This window comes from Paenarthrobacter nicotinovorans, assembly GCF_007670255.1.
GTDB lineage: Bacteria > Actinomycetota > Actinomycetes > Actinomycetales > Micrococcaceae > Arthrobacter > Arthrobacter nicotinovorans_B.
The window spans coordinates 1-18,149 of the sequence record NZ_SZVS01000005.1 but is presented as its reverse complement, the minus strand read 5'-3'; the positions used below and the strand labels follow the sequence as shown (position 1 = coordinate 18,149).

The following is an 18,149-nucleotide window of genomic DNA, read 5'->3' as shown; positions in this document are numbered from 1 at the left end:
GTCCTTACTTTCCTGTTCCGGAGGCGGCGGTGGCGTAGCGGTTCTGCGCCGGCCCAAGGCCCAGCAGATCGCGGAAGGTTCCATCCTGGATAGGTCCGCGCAGCGAACCACTGCGCCGCAGCTCGGGAAGGACAAGACGGGAAAGCTCCTCAAGATCCACGTCCACGGCAGCGGGGTGGAGACGGATGCCATCGGCTTCGCCCAGCAAGACGTCCAGCAGCTCGACGAGTCCCGCAGCCGGGCCGGCATAACGTGCCCGTCCGCTGTCCGGCAAAGAGGCTACGCGCGCTTCCGCAGCCTGCCCGCGGGCGTCCAGCACGACGTCGAGCTCGGCAACAACGGCCACCGAACCGCCCAGCCTTGCACGGACGTCCCGGATCTCGGCGTTCAGCAGCTCGGGTGTGGGCGCCGAGACCAGAACAGCGTCGACGGCCTCAGCCGGCACCAGGCCGTCGCCCACCAAGGACGCGGCGGCCAGTACGGGCAGCTGCCCCTGCAGCGGCCTTGAAATGATGGACGGTCCCTTTACCGAATACGGGGTGCCTGCGAAATCGGCAGGGGTTTCGAAATCGGCGTAGTGGAGCTTGTCGACGTCCAGGTAGCGGCCCGTGGCCACATCGCGGATGACGGCGTCGTCCTCCCAGGAATCCCACAAACGCCGGCCCACCTCGATGGAGGCCGCGGCTTCCTGCGCGAGTGCCTCACCGGAGACAAAGGAGCGTCCGACGGCGGCAGCCGCCTCAGGTGACTCGTCCGCGGTTACGATCCACCCGGCACGGCCCCCGGAAACGTAATCCAGGCTGGCGAGCTGCGTGGAGATGTGGAAGGGCTCCGTATAGACAGTGTCCACTTCCGGCACGACGGCGATGGTCCGGGTGATCGGGCCGGCGAACGCGGCGCGCTGCAGGGCATTTGCTCGTCCTGGCTGGGGTGCGTCCTGGAACGTGGCTACGTGGAAGCCGGCGGATTCCGCGGCGAAGACAGCCCCGGCGAGGTCCTGGTATCCGGCCCCATCCAGTTCGATGGCCAGGAATCCTGGGGTATGGGAGATGCTCACTTCTGGTCCTGACGTTCGTAGGGAATCTTTTCGCCGGCTTCGATGGCCACGGGCAGCCGGTTTTCGGCAGGCGGCAGCGGGCAGGTGGCGAGGTCCGTGTAGGCGCACGGCAGGTTGACCGCGCGGTTGAAGTCCAGCGTCACGGTGCCATCAGCGGCGGGTGTCACGGACAGCGACCGGTTCGCTGCGTATGTGGTCTTTCCGGAAGTCTGGTCCGTGAACAGCACGGACAAGGACCCCGGTGCGTACCCGTTGAACGCGGTCAGCGACAGCTCCTGCCCGGCAAGTTTGAAACGGATTTCACCCGGGGCTTCGTAGACATGCTGGATGCCCTCGACGGCGGCACCCACGGTGGTCTCGCGTGGCGCCTCGAACGGGACAAAGGTCCCAGCCACGGCAAACGCCGCATTGGGGGTGTACGCGGGTGTGCCCTGGTACTCCTGGAGCAACGCGTTCTCCGGGTTCCTCGGGCGCACGATGTACTCGCCGCCCCGCTTGGCCACCTCGATCACGGTGTCCCCGGATACGAGGTTGATGCCGCCGCGTTCCGCGATCGGCCCGAGCCCAACGCTGCCGCTGAGCTCAACTCCGTCCTGCAGCAGGTTTTCGCCCGCCTCAAGTTCAACGCGTACGACGTCGTCTGCCGCGCTCCAGGTTCCCGGCGCACCTTCCAGCCGGGTCGGCTCAGCGGTCAACCAGTGAAGGTGGGTGACGGCCAGGAAGCCGTGCGGGTGGGCGCGGTAGCGTTCGTGGGCTGCGTGCCACTCCTGCCATTCCTCGTCGAAGGCTTCGAGCGCGGTTTCAGTGTGCGTAGACATGTGCGGTGTCGCTCCTGTTCAAGGCGTGGTCGGCGGTGACGGCTGCAGCGGCGTCCGGTTCCGTGGCCCCGGCAAACTCCGGGCGGCCGGCAAAGGGATCCCCGGACTCCCACAGTGTGGTGGGGGCGGCCGTACGGACGGCCGGGATGACTTCCAGGGCAAACCGCTCCAGGATTTCCAGCTGCTTCTCGAACGGCAACGTGGTGGGCAGGGAGATCGACTGGAGATCGTGGTTGTACAGCGAGTGGTAGCTGAGGATCTTGTCGATGACCTGCTCCGGGCTTCCCACCAGGGCGGGCCCCTCGGCAACCGCGTGTTCGATGTCCCGGAAGGGCGAGTTGTTGCCCGGCACATTGCGGCCGGCGGTCAGGCCCTCATAGACGGGACCGTACTGACGGATGGCCTCCTGCGTGGTGTCCGCGATGAATACCCCGCCTGCCCCGCTGCCAGAGCCAAGGTACTGGTGCCGCGGATCGTGGCCGTGGCGTTCGTACTCTTCGCGGTAGTGGTCGATCAGGACCTTGTAGTTTTCCCGGGGCTGGATTGCGTTGGCCGTGAACAGCGGATCGCCCCACTTGGCGGCGAGCGCAGCGGACGTCAGGGTTGTAGCCGAGCCGTGCCAAATCCGCGGCGAACCCGCGAAGGGGCGCGGCGTCGTCGTCGTTGGTTCGGTGAGGGCGGGCCGGAAGCGGCCGGACCAGGTGACACTTTCCTTGCGCCACAGGCTCCGGAGCAGGGCGTATTTCTCGGCCAGGAGGTCCCATTGGTCATCCAGTGACAGGCCGAAGAGCGGGTACTGCAGTACCTCGTTGCCCTTGCCGATCACCAGTTCGAGGCGGCCACGGCTGAGCTGGTCGATCGTTGCGTAGTCCTCGGCCACGCGCACCGGATCCAGCACGGAGAGCACAGTGACCCCGGTCTGGAGGCGGATGCGGCTGGTGACGGCCGCGATGGCGGCGAGGACCGTCGTCGGCGAGGACGAGACGAACTCGCCGGCGTGCCGCTCCCCCACGGAGAAGCTGTCGAAACCGAGTTGCTCGGCACGGCGGGCAGTCTCCACCACCTGGTTGAGCCGGTCAGCGGTGGAGACGATCTCCCCCGTGACCGGATTCTTCAGGTGGGGAATGATGTCCAGGACCTGGAATTTCATTTGCCCGTTCCAAAGGTTGCTTCGGTGACGGTCTTGGATTCGGGGACGGCTTCTTCGGAAAGGCCCCAGCGTTCCAGGACCTTGGCGTAGGAGCCGTCCTTGATGGTGGAGTTCAAGGCGTCGGTGATGGCCGGGGCCAGGCCGTTGCCCTTGAGCGTGGTTGCTGCCACCAAGGTCTCGGACGGCCAGCCGGCGTTGACCTTGCCAACCACCTTGAGGTCGTCACGGGTGTTCTCGCGGTAGGTCACGGACGGGTACGGAGCGAGGTTCAGGTCGGTTCGGCCCGAGGAGAGCGCCAGGATGGTGTCGGCGTCGGAGGAGTAGTACTGCAGCGTGGCCGGCGCCTTGCCCTTCGCTTCGAGCTCCTTGTTCCAGGCGAGCAGGATCTTTTCCTGGTTGGTGCCCGAGCCCACGGAAATCTTCAGGCCCGAGATGTCGTCCGAGCCCTTGATGTCATAGCTGGAGCTCTTCTTCGCTTCGAAGCCCATGAAGGCCGCGCGGTAGGTGGAGAAGTCGAAGAGTTTCACGCGGGCTGCGTTGATGCCCACGTTGGAGAACACGGCCTCGAAGTCGCCGGACTGGGTCTTCAGCGGCCAGTTCTCCCACGAGGTCACCTGCAGGTCCAGGTCAAGGCCGAGTTTGTCGGCCACCAGCTGGGCGATGTCCACCTCGACGCCGATCGGGGTCTTGTCGTCCGTGGCGTGGAAGGACAGCGGGATGGAACCGGCGGTGGTGGCAACGGTCAGCTTGCCGTCCTTGGCGATGGCGGCAGGGACGGCTGCAGCGGCAGTTGCATCCTTTTCGCTGCGGATGCGGTTCTGGTCCACGGAGGTGTTGTAGACGATGCCGTTCTTGGCGGCTTCGGATTCCGGCTTGGCTGCCGACGCCCCAGGGTCGGCGCAACCGGCCAGGACAGGAAGGACGACGGCGGGCAGCACCGCGAGTGCCAGAAGCTTGGTTTTGGTGGGACGGACGGCGGAGGTGGAACGGGTGGTGCGAAGCATGAAGGGGTCCTAGATGTTGAAAGCCGGTTCGATGACTCGGGAGAAGAATGTGCGGGTACGTTCTTCACGGGGGTTGGCAAAGATGTCCTGGGGCGAGCCGGACTCGACGATCACACCGTCGTCCATGAACACCACCGTGTCTGCGACGTCCCGGGCAAAGCCCATCTCGTGGGTCACCACGATGAGGGTGGTTCCTGACGTGGCGAGTTCCCGGATGACATCGAGGACCTCGTTGACCAGCTCCGGGTCCAGGGCGGACGTGGGCTCGTCGAAGAGCAGGATCTTCGGATCAAGGGCCAGTGCCCGGGCAATCGCAACGCGCTGCTGCTGCCCACCGGAAAGCTGGCGGGGGTAGGCGTCTGCACGGTCCTTCAGGCCCACGCGGTCCAGGAGTTCCAGTCCGCGCTTGCGGGCTTCGGCCTTGGAACGGCCCTGCGCCACGACCGGCGCCTCAGCCACGTTCTCCAGCGCAGTCAGGTGCGGGAACAGGTTGAAGTTCTGGAACACCATGCCGATGTTCGTGCGCTGCTTGAGGATGTCCTTCTCGCGCAGTTCATGGAGCTTGTTGCCGCGGACCTCGTAGCCCACCAGTTCGCCGTCGATGGTGATGTAGCCGCCGTCGACCTTTTCCAGGTGGTTAATGGTCCGCAACAGGGTGGACTTGCCGGAGCCGGACGGGCCCACGATCACTGCGACACCACCCGGGGGCACCGAGAGGGACACCCCCTTGAGGACCTCCGTGGCACCGAAGGACTTGCGGACGTTGGTGATGTCGACCTGCCCACGCGTGGCAGCGCGCTGCACAGCCGTTGCGGCCGGAGCTGACCCGGCTGAAGCTGTCCCGGCCGAGGCGGCGGCCGGGGTTTCAGCGGCAGCCTGTGCCGCCGTCGTCGTTGCTTGCTTGCGTGCGGCGATGATGCTCATCGGGCGTCCTTCGTGGTCGAGGCGGGAGCATGGCTTGCAAAGAACTTTCGCGCTTTCTGCAGCGGGGTGAGCGGCAGGTTCCGGACGGCGCCCTTGGAGAAGTGGCGTTCGATGTAGTACTGGAAAACGCTCAGCACCGAGGTGATGACCACGTACCAGAGCGTCGCCACCAGGAGCAGCGGCAGCACCTGCTGGGTGCGGTTGTAGATGACCTGGACCGTGTAGAACAGCTCGGAGTAGGCCAGGACGTACACAATCGAGGTGCCCTTGACCAGGCCGATGATCTCGTTGAACGCGTTGGGAAGGATGGCTCGCATGGCTTGGGGCAGGATGATCCTGGTATTGCGCTTCCAGGCCGGGATGCCCAAAGCGGAGGCAGCCTCGAGCTGGCCCTGGTCCACGGAGAGGATGCCGCCACGGATGATTTCCGCCGAATAGGCGGCCTGGTTCAACGTCAGGCCCAGGACCGCTGCAGCAAACTGGCTGATCAGCGTGGTGGTCTGCGCCTCGAAGAAGCGGACATCGGTGAAGGGGATGCCCAGGCTGATCTTCTCGTACAGGTAGCCGAGGTTGTACCAGAGCAGGAGCTGGACCAGCAGCGGGGTTGAGCGGAAAATCCAGGAGAACGTCCAGGACACCGAGACCAGCAATGGCGAAGCCGACAGACGCATGAGCGCCAGGATGAAGCCGAGCACGAAGCCAAGGACGCCGGAGATGGCGGTGAGCTTGAGCGTCTCCACAAGGCCGGTGACCACTGACTGCGCCGTGAACCACTGGGCCACCACGCCCCACTCCCAGCGGGGATTCGTGACAAGGGACCAGGCGATCGCGGCTACACCGGCGGCGACAACCACCGTCCCCACCCAACGCCAGGGATGCCGGGCGGGCACCAGCTTGTACTCGGAGTAATCCGGGGTGGGCGGTGCAGTGTCCGCCGTGGCAGGCGGTGCGATTGCACTCATGCGCCACCTCATTTCGTTGGTTGTTCTCTATCGGATGGCTGCCAATCTATGGGCGTGCCAAAGCCTCCAGCAAGGCGGGTATTTGCACTTCTTCACTGGACTTCTCGGGGCTTCGCCGGAGTTCTTGGGGCGTCACAATCCGCGTCACGAAACGTCGTATGAGTCGCTGTTTTGCGTTGGTTAACGGCCCATGACGCGTGGTGAACGGCGGTTACCCGCTCCTCGACCAGCACGTCGGTCAGTCCCTAGATTGGGCATCACCAACCACTGCATTTCAGGAGATACCATGCCGCCACGAGTTCCCGCCATCGCCTTCATTGGCGGCGGTCCCCGCACGGCCGGTGTCCTGGAACGACTCGCAGCCAACCGGCCGGACCTGTTCAACGGCCCCCTGGACATCCACGTCATAGAACCCCACCAGCCCGGTTCCGGGAGGATCTGGCGCTATGACCAGAGCCCGGGACTGCTTCTTAACTCCACCGCCGCGGACGTCACCATGTTCACCGATGACTCCGTAACCTGCGAGGGTCCTTCCGTGCAGGGTCCGGGGCTGTCGACGTGGGCCGCCGGCGTTCTGAACGGAACCATCCGCGACGTCCCTCCCTTGGAAGCGCACTTGCTGGCCCAACTGCGCGAACTGACCCCCGCGTCCTTTCCCACACGCCAGCTCCAAAGCAAGTACCTCGAATGGTTCTTTGGCCGGGCAGTCAGCGCCCTTGGCCCCGAGGTGACGGTAACGGTCCACCAGGACACCGCCACCTCCGTTTCGCCCGCCTCCGCCGTTTCGGCCGCCACTGAAGGCGGACACGACGACGGTTCCCACCGCGTGCGGTTGGCCTCCGGCTCCGAGGTGGTCGCCGACGTCGTCGTGTACGCCCTGGGCCACACCGACTCCCAGGTTGACCCCGAGTCCGCCCGGCACAGCGAGTTCGCCGCCCGCCATGGCGGGTTCCATGCGCCGCCGTCCTACACCACGGACGTGGACTATTCGGGGATTGAGGCTGGCCAGGACGTCATCGTCTCCGGCATGGGCCTGGCGTTCGTTGACCTTCTCGTGCTGCTGTTCGAGGGCCGTGGCGGCCGCTTCGAGGAAAGGCCCGACGGTGGGCTGGACTACCTGCCCTCCGGTGCCGAGCCGCGGATTTGGGCAGGGTCACGACGCGGGGTGCCTTACCACTCCAAGATTTCCTCCACACTGCGCACGCCGGTGGAACGTCCGCGGTACTTCACCGCAGCAGCCATCGACGCCTTGCTCGCCGAGCATCAGGAACTGGATTTCCGGGCGCATTTGTGGCCGCTGATCGCCAAGGACGCGGGCTACGCCTACTACCGTGAGCTCTTCACCGGCTACCCGGAGCGTGTCCTGGGCTCTTGGGCCGACTTTGAAGCCCGCTTCGATGCCCTTGACTGGTACAGCCAGCTTCGCGAGGAACTCGTGGCGGTGTCCGTGCCCGATGCTGCCCTGCGCCTTGACCTGGAAAAGCTTGACCACCCGCTCAGTGGCTGCGCCTTCGCCGACCACGACGCCGTCCAGCGGGCAGTTACCGCCTACATCCAGCGGGACCTCGACCTCCGGACCGGGCCCGACCACTCCGAAACCCTGGCCCTGTTCACTGCGTTGTTGTACGTGTACATGGACCTTGGCCGGCTGGTCCCGCAGGAACGGCTGAACGCCCGCTCCCAGCAGTCCATCCATGGGTGGTGGCACGGTTTCTTCAGTTTCGTGGACTCGGGGCCGCCGTCGCACCGTCTCCGCGAGATGCTGGCCCTCCACAGGGCCGGACTCCTCAAATTCCTCGGCCCCGGCATGTGGGTACGTGCTGATGAGTCCCTGGGCCGCTTCGTGGCGGGCTCGTTCCAGTCGCCGTTGGTTGTCGATGCGGTCGCGTACATTGAAGCGCGGTTGCCCTCCCCTTCGGTCGAGCGTTCGGCGAATCCCGCCTTGGCGGACCTGCACGACGCCGGTTGGGGCACCGAACAGCGGCTGCTCACTTCCGAGGGCACACACTCGACGGGCAAGCTCCTGGTTTCCGGGAATTTCGAGGTCCTGTCGCCTGTTGGAAGCCCACAGCAGGGTTTGTTTGCCGTGGGTCCCTGGACTTCGGGCTGGGGCGCTGGGGCGTTCGCGCGTCCGAACACCAACGCAGCTCCTTTCCGGGAGAACGACGCCTTGGCCCGCAGGATCCTGGAAACCCTGACCACCGCCGTCCCAGCCCTCCAACCCAACTAGGGGACAGATACTGTCGCTCTGGCCCCTCAGTAGAGCGTTATCTGTCCCCTACTTGGGTTCCACCTACGAAAGGCACGCTATGACCTCAACCCCAACCCGGCCGCCGTCGGGCCTTACCGTCCTCAGCCTGCCCATGCGGGACCCTCGCGTGCGTCCGCTCCTGGACGAGCTCGCCGTTGAATACAACACCCGGTACGGGGACCTCTTCAGCAGCGAAGGTGCTTCCGAGGAACTGAACCGCTACCCCGCCGAGGAATTCGCACCCCCGCATGGTGCGCTGATCATCATTCAGGAGAACGGCGAATCCGTCGCCGGCGGCGCCTTCCGTCGCTACGATGAGCACACCGCTGAGCTCAAGCGGATCTGGACGCACTCGGCGCACCGCAGACGCGGGCTGGCCCGTTTGGTCCTGGCAGAGCTCGAGAACGAGGCACGACGGCGCGGCTACCGGAAGCTCTACCTGACCACCGGGCCAAGGCAACCCGAGGCCAAGAACCTCTACCTCGCCACAGGGTACAAAGCCCTGTTCGACCTCGCCGCCGACCCCGAGGACATCAAGCATTTGGCCTTCAGCAAGGATCTTGCCAAGCCCAGCTAAGCTATGCGCATGGCCAAGAAAACCACTGCGGAAAAACTCGCCACCATCCAAGAGGGTTACACCTTGGAAGGGGCCACCATTGAGCTCGGCGCCGCGATTGTGGACGGTGAAGTCCACAAGGAAGCCCAGGTACGCCTGCCACTCGCCATGATGAACAGGCACGGACTGGTGGCCGGCGCCACGGGCACCGGCAAGACGGTCACGCTGCACATGATCGCCGAACAACTTTCGACGGCGGGTGTTCCGGTTTTCCTCGCGGACATCAAGGGTGATCTTTCCGGTTTGGCGACGCCGGCCACTGGCAGCGAGAAGCTGACTGCGCGCACCTCTGCGCTCGGACAGAACTGGCAAGCCAAGAACTTCCCGGTGGAATTCCTCTCCCTCGGCGGAGACGGCAATGGGATCCCGGTCCGGGCCACCATCACATCTTTCGGACCCATCCTGCTTTCCCGCATCATGGATCTCAACGACACCCAGGAGTCCAGCCTCCAGCTGATCTTCCATTTCGCGGATCAGAAGAACCTTGAGCTGATCGACCTCAAGGACCTCCGCGCGGTGATTCAGTTCCTCACGTCGGACGAGGGCAAAGCCGAACTCGCTGAACTCGGCGGGCTGTCGAAGGCTACTGCCGGGGTGATCCTGCGTGAGTTGATCGGCCTGGAAGCCCAGGGCATGGAGAAGTTCTTCGGCGAACCCGAATTCGATACCGCAGAGTTGCTCCGTACAGCCCCGGACGGCCGCGGTGTGGTCAGCTGCCTGGAACTGCCCACCCTGCAAACCAAGCCCCTCCTGTTCTCCACCTTCCTGATGTGGCTCCTGGCGGACCTGTTCGAGGAACTTCCCGAAGCAGGCGACCTCGACAAACCAAAGCTGGTGTTCTTCCTGGACGAGGCCCACTTGCTCTTCAACGACGCCTCCAAGGCCTTCCTTGAAGCCATCACCACCACCGTCCGGCTGATCCGTTCCAAGGGCGTAGGCATTTTCTTCGTCACCCAGACGCCCAAGGACGTCCCGGCAGATGTCCTGGGCCAGTTGGCCAACCGTGTCCAGCACGCCCTTCGCGCTTTCACGCCCGAAGACGCCAAGGCCCTGAAAGCCACCGTGTCCACGTTCCCGGTGAGCGACTACGACCTCGAAGAGACCCTCACCTCGGCCGGCATCGGTGAGGCCGTCATCACGGTCATGAACGAGAAGGGCGCACCTACGCCTGTGGCCTTGACCAAGCTCCGCGCCCCTGAATCCGTCATGGGTCCCAGCGCCGATGACCTCATCAAGAGCACCATCGCCTCGTCTTCCCTCCTGGCCAAGTACGGGACAGCAGTGGACAATCTTTCGGCCTACGAGAAACTCAACGGCAAGGCCGCAGCGCCCACCGGGGATGCCGCACCGGGCCAGCCGCCGGTCCCATCCTCCGGTTCACCGGCTTCGCCTGCAGGCACTTCCCAGGCCGACATCGATGCCGAGGCACGCCGTATCGAGGAAGAGATCCTCGGGCGGCCCAGTTCGCGTCCCGCGTCATCAGCCCCCGATTCCTTCCCGACGCCGCCCGCTCCCGTACCTGTCCCCCAGCAGCCCTCACCGCAGGACAGCGTGTTCGGAGACATTGCAGGAGCGCTCGGTGGAGCGTTGGGAGGCGGCCTCAAGAGCATGGTCCGGTCCATGGGAACGCAGCTTGGCCGTGACCTCATGCGCGGTGTTTTCGGCACATCTTCACGTCGCCGGCGCTAGCACCAGGCGTCACAACCGGCACCTCCTGCACGTCGGTGGCTGCTGCGGCAGGTAACGTAAAGGGCGTGCAGTTGAGTCAAGCGTTCGTAAAGACCGCAGCCGGATGGCTGCTCGGTCTGATGCTTGCTGTCGCGGGAGCGATCGTCTCCATCAACTTGGTGAGCTCCTCCGTGGCCAGTCCACAGCAGCCGGTCAAGGAGTATTTACAGGCGCTCCAGGATGGAAACGGCGAAGAAGCGCTCGGGCTGCTGCGAGCCAAAGTGCCCAGTGCCAATGCTGCCATGCTGGACGGAACCGCCCTTCAGACCGCCGCTTCCAAGCTGTCCGACGTCAAAGTGGGGAACCCGGAGGCCCGCGGTACCAACCGGGTGTCGGTCCCGGTGGACTACACCTTGGACGGCAGCCGCCTCCACACCGAATTCCTGATGGAACGCACCGGAACACAGTGGCTTTTCTTTGCCAAGTGGGCGTTCGTTCCTACCACCCTGCCCACCATTGACGTCACCGTGGTGAACTCCAGCGAAGCTACCCTCAACGGTGTGCCGGTCAACATGCCCAACGGCCGCAACACGTTCGCCGTGTTCTTCCCGGGCAAATATGAAGCCAGCTTGAACGGGACCTACTTCGAAGCTCCCGTAACATCGGCACTGGTGGCAACGCGCGACGGCGGGCAGGCCCCCCTGAACCTGCAGACCCGTTCCACCAAGGCCATGAACGACGCCGTGGCAGGCAAGGTGCGCGAGTTCCTCGACAATTGCGCGGCACAGGCGACTGAACAACAACGCCTGCAGCCCGACTGCCCCTTCTACCACGTCAGCAACGCCCGGGTAGTGGACGGAACCATCAAGTGGGCAATTACGGAGTACCCCAAGATCACCATCGAGCCGTTCAGCGGCAGGTGGGTTGTCGCACCCCTGAACGGCAAGGCCACCTTGACCGCCAGGGAGGTCAACCTCTTCACAGGGCTCGTCAACGACCTCAACGTAGAGCATGACTTCAGTTTCACCACACAGTTGGACATCAAAGGCGACACGGTGACGGTGACGCCCTTGCTGACGTTCTAGCCGCTTGGCTGCGTAAGCCCCGCGTAAAACAGCTGCGTAAGCCCCGCTGTTCAAGCCCCGCTGCGTAAGCCCCGCTGCTCAAGTTCCGCTGCTCAACGCACAATGGCCCGGCTCCTGCCCCGCTGTGGGGAGGAACCGGGCCATTCATCTTTGGCTTGGGGTTGCCGTTTTAGTCCATGCCGCGCAGGTCCAGCACCAGCTCGGACTCGCCGTCGGCCTGCAGGACCACGGGAATGCCCCAATCCTGCTGGTACAGATGGCATGCTGCGTGGTCAGGAATCTCGCCGTCTTCGGTCTCCGGTCCGTCACAAGCAGCCGCGCGGGCTGTGATGTGCAGGATGCCCTCGGGAACATCCGCTGACAGTTCGAGCGTCCGCAGGAGACCCACCGATGTTCCGCCGCCGGAAACCAACAGCTCAGGCGGGGTGGAGGAAATCTTCATTTGGGTGGGATCGCCCCAGCGGTCATCAAGCTTCTGCCCGGTGGGAGCCTTGAAGCGCACAGCAAGCTCCAGTGTTCCGGGGGTCACCGGGCTCTTGGGACGCTGTGTTTGCGATGCACCTTCGTCCACCTGGAGGGCTTCCTTGGGGATCGGCACCAAGACCAGCTGGTGCTTGTTCGACTCAACCACCACCAGCAGCGGGTCGCTGCCTTCGACCTGAACCACGACGACGTCACTCGGCTCGGCAAGGCCCCTCGCCAGTGTGGAGACGGACTTGGTTGCGGGGTCGTAGCGGCGCACAGCTCCGTTGTACGTGTCGGCAATGGCCACGGAGTTATCCGGCAGCACCGTCACACCGAGGGGGTGCTGAAGTCGGGCTTCCGAAGCCTCGCCATCACGGAAACCGAAATCGAACAGACCCTTGCCCACAGCGGTTTCCACCGTGACACCGGAATCGCTGAGGACCAGGCGGCGCAGGGACGAGGTCTCCGAGTCGGCTACCCAGATGTTGTCTTCGCCGTCGATCGCCAAGCCCGAGGACTGGGCGAACCAGGCTTCCTCGGCTTTACCGTCCAGCAGGCCTTCGAGACCTGAGCCGGCCAGGATGGAGACCTCGTTGGCCAGGGGATCGTAAGCGAAAATCTGGTGGGTGCCGGCCATTGCGATGACAACCTTCTGCAGCTTTTCGCTCCAGACCACATCCCACGGGGAGGACAATGAAACCTCGGTACCAACACCCAGCGCTCCGACATCCACGGCGTCGCCCGCGAAGTCAGCCGGACCGTCGTCGTGGTGTTCAGACCAGGTACCGGCGCCTGAATCGGTGACGCGGGCAGGACCTGTGTCCAGGAGCCGTTGCACGCCGTTGCCGGCGATCGTCTGGACGTAACCGGAGCTGAGTGTCACACCGCGGAGACGGTGGTTGACGGTGTCTGCCACAACCGCGTCGTAGCCGAGCTTCCAGGCAAGTTCGGACGGCAGCAGGGTGACACCCTGGGGTTCGTTGAACTGAGCAATTTCGGACTGCCCATCCAGGTAACCCTTGGTGCCCGAACCAATGACGCGCTCGACGGTTTCCAGGTCCGGGCGCAACTCCACCAGACGGTGGTGGCCGGAATCCACTACCAGGTAATTGCCGTTGGCGAGCTGGGTTGCCTTGCCGGGGAACCGCAGGGTGCCCGACGTCGGCACCGGGGCTACGTAGGGACCGTTGCCGCGGTGGAGGGTCCCCTTCGCTTCGTGTTCGGCGACGAGTTCTTCCAGAAGGACAGCGAGGCCGTCTGCGTGGCCCTCACCGGAAAGGTGGGCCACGATGTAACCCTCCGGATCCACCACCACCAATGTGGGCCAGGCACGAGCCGTGTACGCCTTCCAGGTGGCGAGTTCGGGGTCGTCCAGGACCGGGTGGTGGATCTCGTAGCGTTCAACAGCCGATGCCAGTGCGACGGGGTCTGCCTCATGCTCGAACTTGGGCGAGTGCACGCCGACGGTCACCAGGACGTCCGAGTACTTCTCTTCCAGGGGGCGCAACTCATCGAGCACATGCAGGCAGTTGATGCAGCAGAAGGTCCAGAAATCGAGCAGCACGATCTTGCCGCGCAGGGACTCGAGGTCCAGGGACTTGCCGCCCGTATTGAGCCAGCCGCGGCCCTCGAGTTCGGAGGCCCGGACCCGGTGTTGGGTACGTACGGATTCGCTCATCAGCGTCCTTCCAGCTTGGTATTCGGGTCGCTCTGCCCGGCATTGTCGTTTGTGGGGCGTTCGGCCGGGGCTGATGGTGCAGCTTTGGCCGTCCGGCCCGCCAGCCTGGCATCACGCTCAGCCAGCCGGGCAAACATATCGTTGTAAGCACTGAGATCGGCGTCGTTATTCCTGTCGGCCGCGCGGTCCACCCGTCGTTTCTCCCGTTCGTCCGACCGGGACCACATGACCGCTACACCGATGGCCACCAGCAGCGTGGGGATTTCACCGATGCCCCAGGCAACTGCGCCGCCCAGTTGCTGGTCCCCCAAGGCCGTGGGGCCCCAGGCACGGCCCAGGTTGCCGAAGTAGTCGGCCGCGAGCAGACCTGTGCCGCCCATGATGGACACTCCGAAGAAGGCATGGAATCCCATGGTGGCCAGCAGGAGCAGCAGACGCATCGGATAGGGCGCACGACGAGGCAGTGGATCGCTGCCGATCATGCTGAGCACAAAGATGTATCCGGTCAGCAGGAAGTGCAGGTTCATGAGCTCATGGCCAACGTGCTCTCGCATGGCCAGGCCGAACAGGTCCGAGTAGTAGAACAAGACAATGGAGCCGGCGAAGTTGGCAGCCGCGAACAAGGGGTGCGTGACCACCTGCGAGAACCGGGAGTGCACGAAGAGCAGCAGCCACTCCCGCAGGCCACGTGAGCCGTGGGCACCCTCGCCGCGGGACGGCAGCGCACGCAAGGCCAACGTCACGGGAGTGCCGAGAACCAGGAAGATGGGTGCCACCATGGTAAGTGCCATGTGGTCCACCATGTGCGCAGAGAACAGCACACGGCCGTAGACTGCCGGCGGGCCGGACGTGATGTAGGTGAGGACCACCAGGCCGATCATCCAGTTCACCGTCCGGAAGGCAGACCATCGGTCTCCGCGCCGGCGGATCTTGACGATGCCCATGATGTACGTGACGGCGCCGAACAAGGCAACGCCCACCCACAGCCAGTCAAAGCGCCATTCGGTCAGCCAGCGCGCAGGGGTCAGTTCCGGAGGCAATTCGTATCCGGAGAGGATGAACGACGGCGAGGCGTCGGGTGCGTAGGTGGTGGGCTGCGGCGGAGCCGAGCGTCCGAGCGCAACGGCGAGTCCCGACGTCGCGCCCATCACCAGCAGCTCAACCAAAACCAGCTGCCAGAGCACCCGGCGGGCCGACATGGAACCGTTCTTCCCGAGTTGCGGGATGACCCACTGGCGGTGCATGAAGCCGATGCCGCCCAGCACCAACGTGGCCAGTGCTTTGGCCACGATCAGTTGCCCGTAGGACGAGCCGAAAAGGTCTGCGGGGTTGGTGACCCGGATGGCAGCATTGATGACACCCGAAGCGAACACCAGGACAAAAGCGAAGCCTGCCAAGGAGGAGAAACGCCGGAGGGTCTGCTCCGTGATATCCGCAATCCCTTCCTTCCGTGAACCGGTAAGGAGTCCCGACAAGACAGCCAGCATGATGATTCCGCCCACCCAGGTGGAGACGCCCACCAAGTGCAGGCCCAGGGAATTGATGGCGCCTTCGTGGTCGCTGGAACTCGAGGAGTGGCCGATAAGTGCTGTCGGGATCAACCCGATCAACGCGAGCACGAGGGTAAATGCCAGACCGGTCAAGGACCGGACGCCGAACAGCGCCGTCGTGACCACGGCGGCAATAATCGTCACGGCAAGCCACGCTTTGCCCGTTTCGATGTCGGTCATGAAGTAGACCAGTGAACGGGTGAACTCGGCGTCACCTGAGAGCGACTGCCCTGCGACGTCGGCGTAGGTCAGGACGAGGACTGCCACAGCGGACAGGGTCCACGCGGCACCTGCGGCAGCCGCCACCGCAAGGGCCCTCGCGAAGGCCGGATGCTCAGGAGCGTCGGCGTCCTTCTCACGCGAACGGGATCCGCCGAGGTTCTTGGGCAGGATGCCGACAGCGAAGATCAGGCCGCCGATCACGGTGGCTATCGAGACGTTGTGGACGGCTTTGGCAAACGGCAGACCCCATCTGACCAAGGCACCGGGGTCTGAAACCTGGCGGGCCGCCGAGGCGCCGGAGAAGATCAGCGCGCCGGCAAGAGTGAGGAACAGAACTGCCAATCCCGCCACTTGCCAGGGAAGTGAAATCCCCGCGGCTGTAGAGCCTCCCCGCACTCCCGGCTTGGGAGGAGACGAAGGGGCAGTTGCGGAACTTCTTGCTGATGGCACCTATCCATTGTCCGCTACCTGTCGCCGGGCTGCGAATCGAAGGTGCGCTATGTGCATTACTCAAAGAAGAAAGGGCGGCAACCTTCAGGTTGCCGCCCTTTCAAGGCCTGTGCCGAAGAAGTTACTTCTTCTTGGCGACAGCTGCCTTCAGCTTGGAGCCAGCGGTCAGCTTGACGCTGTGGCCTGCTGCGATCTGGATGGTTTCGCCGGTCTGCGGGTTGCGGCCGGTGCGGGCTGCACGGTCGGTGCGCTCAACGGCGAGCCAGCCCGGGATGGTGATCTTCTCGCCAGCAGCGACAGAAGTCTCGAAAACTTCGAACAGTGCATCGAGCACGGAGTTGACTGCTGCCTGGCTGGTGCCAGCCTTGCCTGCTACCTCTGCAACGAGTTCACTACGGTTCTTAGCCATTTACGTCCTCCTGGACTCATACGTTTTTGAGCTTTCAAGCGGAATGCGAGCAAGCCACTGTTCGAAAACTTACCAGCTTGGGCTGCCTTGGCCAGCAAATTCCGCGTGTTTCCGCGCTTTTTTGACCAAAATCACCGGATTTCAGGGGTTTTTAGGAGCCCTTTAAGCCGTTGGCGTACCCTGTGCCGATCAGACATGGCGGGAAGGCCCCTTCCCTCGCAGCGCGTTCGCGGACCCTGCTTTTGTGCCGGCATTGCACACCGACCCTCGCCGGTGGTACTTTCTCGGTGATCGTGATCTTCGAACAACCGTGAATTTCGGACTGGAGGTGAGACCCATGAAGGCAGTATCCACAGTGGGCGCTCCCTGCAGTCCACGATCCCGCGGCTGAGCAAGCCGCCCCTGGGAGCGCCTGATACGCATTTCGCGAAAGGCAACTCCCATGAACACATCTCCCTTACCCGCCCCTTCTGTCCGGGAAGGCTCACCGGCAGCACAAGTACGGCCCTCCGTCGACGCTTCTGCGCGCATCCCCCGCGGTGAGCGCGCATTGGTCCTCGGCGGCGGCGGATCCACAGGCAACGCGTGGCTCATCGGTGTCGTCGCAGGACTTTACGACGGCGGTGTGGACGTCACCCGCGCGGACCTGACGGTTGGGACCTCGGCCGGTTCCACGGCAGCGGCCCAGCTCGCCGGCGCTGCCCCCGCGGATCTGTTGAACGCCACGCTTTCTCCGGCTTCCCTTCCTTCCCGTACACCACGGGGCGCGGGCCCGGCAGCTTCGGCGGCACCAGCACAGCGGCCCGCTGGATCCGTTAGTGACCATATGGAGCGGACAGGCAAGATCCTGGACGCCTCGGCGGACATGGCCGACATGCGCCGCCGTATGGGGGCCGCGGCCCTCGACTTGGCAGCAGCCATGGACGGGGCCACCAAAAGGTGGAGGGCCACCGTAGCGGGCCGACTGCCCCGGCAGCAGTGGCCGGAACGGGCTGTGCTTCTCACAGCCGTAGACGCCGAAACCGGGGAGCCTGTGGTGTTCGACCGCCACAGCGGAGTCGACTTGGTGGACGCCGTGGCCGCCAGCTGCGCCAGCGGCTTCGCCTACAACATAGGCACCAACCATTACATCGACGGCGGATACCGCACCAATGCGGAGAACGCCGACCTTGCAGCGGGATATCACAGGGTCTTGGTGCTCTCGCCGTTTGGCGGCCGGACACGGATGCCTCATGAATGGGGAATGGATCTGCAGACCCAGGTGTCTACGCTGCAGCGCAGCGGAAGCCAGGTGCGCACCATCGTCCCTGAGAGCGGCTCAGAGCACATGTTCGGGGTCAACGCGATGGACCTGTCGCTCCGCCCAGCTGCGGCGCGGGCCGGCTACGAACAAGGGCTGTCCCTGGCCGCTGAGCTGGGTGGGTTCTGGGGTAGTCCTTAACGGCTGAGGGCCTCCCCTGGGGGAGGCCTTGAGCGGTGTTGTGTTGGTTAATGTGGGAGACCCCCCAACCCGGTGTGGGTTGGGGGGTCTCGACCTAATGGTTGTCCGGCGGTGTCCTACTCTCCCACACCCTCCCGGGTGCAGTACCATCGGCGCTGTGGGTCTTAGCTTCCGGGTTCGGAATGGGACCGGGCGTTTCCCCCACGCTATGACCGCCGTAACCTTGTTACCCGGACCCGGGCCCCTTGGTGGGGTGGGTGGGAAGACTCTGGTTACAACTGTGGTGTTGTTATTGAGTTGTGTGTTCCTGTGACCGTGCCCCTGTTTGGGGGCGGGGTTGTTGGTTGGGAACCACATAGTGGACGCGTGCAGTGTGTTGTGTGTGGTGTAAGTTGTTGG

General features: G+C 64.3%; 14 protein-coding genes and 1 rRNA gene. 5 read left to right on the top strand and 10 right to left on the bottom strand.

The genetic code is table 11. The features are described from left to right. Positions 1–4: 4 nt before the first annotated feature. Genes FDP28_RS09065 through FDP28_RS09040 form a run of 6 tightly spaced genes read right to left on the bottom strand, consistent with a single transcriptional unit; the run spans position 5 to position 5,915 of the window. The gene (locus FDP28_RS09065) at positions 5–1,057 is read right to left on the bottom strand and encodes an LLM class flavin-dependent oxidoreductase (protein ID WP_144660815.1); all 1,053 of its coding nucleotides are present in this window, start codon (positions 1,055–1,057) and stop codon (positions 5–7) included. Then, entirely contained in the window at positions 1,054–1,875 is an 822-nt protein-coding gene (locus FDP28_RS09060; RefSeq protein ID WP_144660813.1) for a DUF1684 domain-containing protein, read from the bottom strand. Before FDP28_RS09060 ends, FDP28_RS09065 begins: the two co-directional genes overlap by 4 nt. After that, positions 1,859–3,025, bottom strand: coding sequence for an LLM class flavin-dependent oxidoreductase (locus FDP28_RS09055; protein WP_144660810.1), 1,167 nt, complete (start codon positions 3,023–3,025; stop codon positions 1,859–1,861). The genes FDP28_RS09060 and FDP28_RS09055 overlap by 17 nt, the downstream gene beginning before the upstream one ends. Further along, the gene (locus FDP28_RS09050; protein WP_144660808.1) at positions 3,022–4,029 is read right to left on the bottom strand and encodes an ABC transporter substrate-binding protein; all 1,008 of its coding nucleotides are present in this window, start codon (positions 4,027–4,029) and stop codon (positions 3,022–3,024) included. The genes FDP28_RS09055 and FDP28_RS09050 overlap by 4 nt, the downstream gene beginning before the upstream one ends. 9 nt (positions 4,030–4,038) lie before the next feature. After that, a complete protein-coding gene (locus FDP28_RS09045; RefSeq protein ID WP_260842405.1) occupies positions 4,039–4,953 on the bottom strand; it encodes an amino acid ABC transporter ATP-binding protein in 915 nt (304 codons plus the stop codon). After that, a complete protein-coding gene (locus FDP28_RS09040; RefSeq protein WP_186313569.1) occupies positions 4,950–5,915 on the bottom strand; it encodes an amino acid ABC transporter permease in 966 nt (321 codons plus the stop codon). Before FDP28_RS09040 ends, FDP28_RS09045 begins: the two co-directional genes overlap by 4 nt. 286 nt (positions 5,916–6,201) lie before the next feature. Between FDP28_RS09040 and FDP28_RS09035 the strand changes: the two genes are divergently transcribed. From FDP28_RS09035 to FDP28_RS09020, 4 genes are all read left to right on the top strand, one after another. Next, a complete protein-coding gene (locus FDP28_RS09035; RefSeq protein WP_144660803.1) occupies positions 6,202–8,145 on the top strand; it encodes an FAD/NAD(P)-binding protein in 1,944 nt (647 codons plus the stop codon). Positions 8,146–8,224: 79 nt separating this feature from the next. Further along, entirely contained in the window at positions 8,225–8,743 is a 519-nt protein-coding gene (locus FDP28_RS09030) for a GNAT family N-acetyltransferase (RefSeq protein WP_144660801.1), read from the top strand. Positions 8,744–8,752: 9 nt separating this feature from the next. After that, a complete protein-coding gene (locus FDP28_RS09025) occupies positions 8,753–10,471 on the top strand; it encodes a helicase HerA-like domain-containing protein (protein ID WP_186313568.1) in 1,719 nt (572 codons plus the stop codon). 35 nt (positions 10,472–10,506) lie between these two features. Beyond that, positions 10,507–11,535, top strand: coding sequence for a hypothetical protein (locus FDP28_RS09020; RefSeq protein ID WP_144660796.1), 1,029 nt, complete (start codon positions 10,507–10,509; stop codon positions 11,533–11,535). 169 nt (positions 11,536–11,704) lie between these two features. Here the strand turns inward: FDP28_RS09020 and FDP28_RS09015 are convergent, their stop codons facing one another. From FDP28_RS09015 to FDP28_RS09005, 3 genes are all read right to left on the bottom strand, one after another. Next, complete coding sequence (locus FDP28_RS09015) at positions 11,705–13,678, bottom strand: NHL domain-containing thioredoxin family protein (RefSeq protein WP_144660794.1); 1,974 nt, start codon at positions 13,676–13,678, stop codon at positions 11,705–11,707. Then, positions 13,678–15,900: a bifunctional copper resistance protein CopD/cytochrome c oxidase assembly protein gene (locus tag FDP28_RS09010; protein ID WP_397321052.1), complete on the bottom strand. Its 2,223-nt coding sequence runs from the start codon at positions 15,898–15,900 to the stop codon at positions 13,678–13,680. The genes FDP28_RS09015 and FDP28_RS09010 overlap by 1 nt, the downstream gene beginning before the upstream one ends. A gap of 121 nt (positions 15,901–16,021) precedes the next feature. Continuing rightward, on the bottom strand, positions 16,022–16,309 hold the full coding sequence (locus FDP28_RS09005) for an HU family DNA-binding protein (RefSeq protein WP_011776355.1): 288 nt from the start codon (positions 16,307–16,309) through the stop codon (positions 16,022–16,024). Positions 16,310–16,751: 442 nt separating this feature from the next. On the opposite strand from FDP28_RS09005, the gene FDP28_RS09000 reads away from it, so the two are divergent. Beyond that, positions 16,752–17,750, top strand: coding sequence for a patatin-like phospholipase family protein (locus FDP28_RS09000; RefSeq protein WP_144660793.1), 999 nt, complete (start codon positions 16,752–16,754; stop codon positions 17,748–17,750). Between the two features lie 103 nt (positions 17,751–17,853). Here the strand turns inward: FDP28_RS09000 and rrf are convergent. Next, positions 17,854–17,970, bottom strand: a 5S ribosomal RNA gene (gene rrf, locus FDP28_RS08995). Between the last annotated feature and the right edge of the window lie 179 nt (positions 17,971–18,149).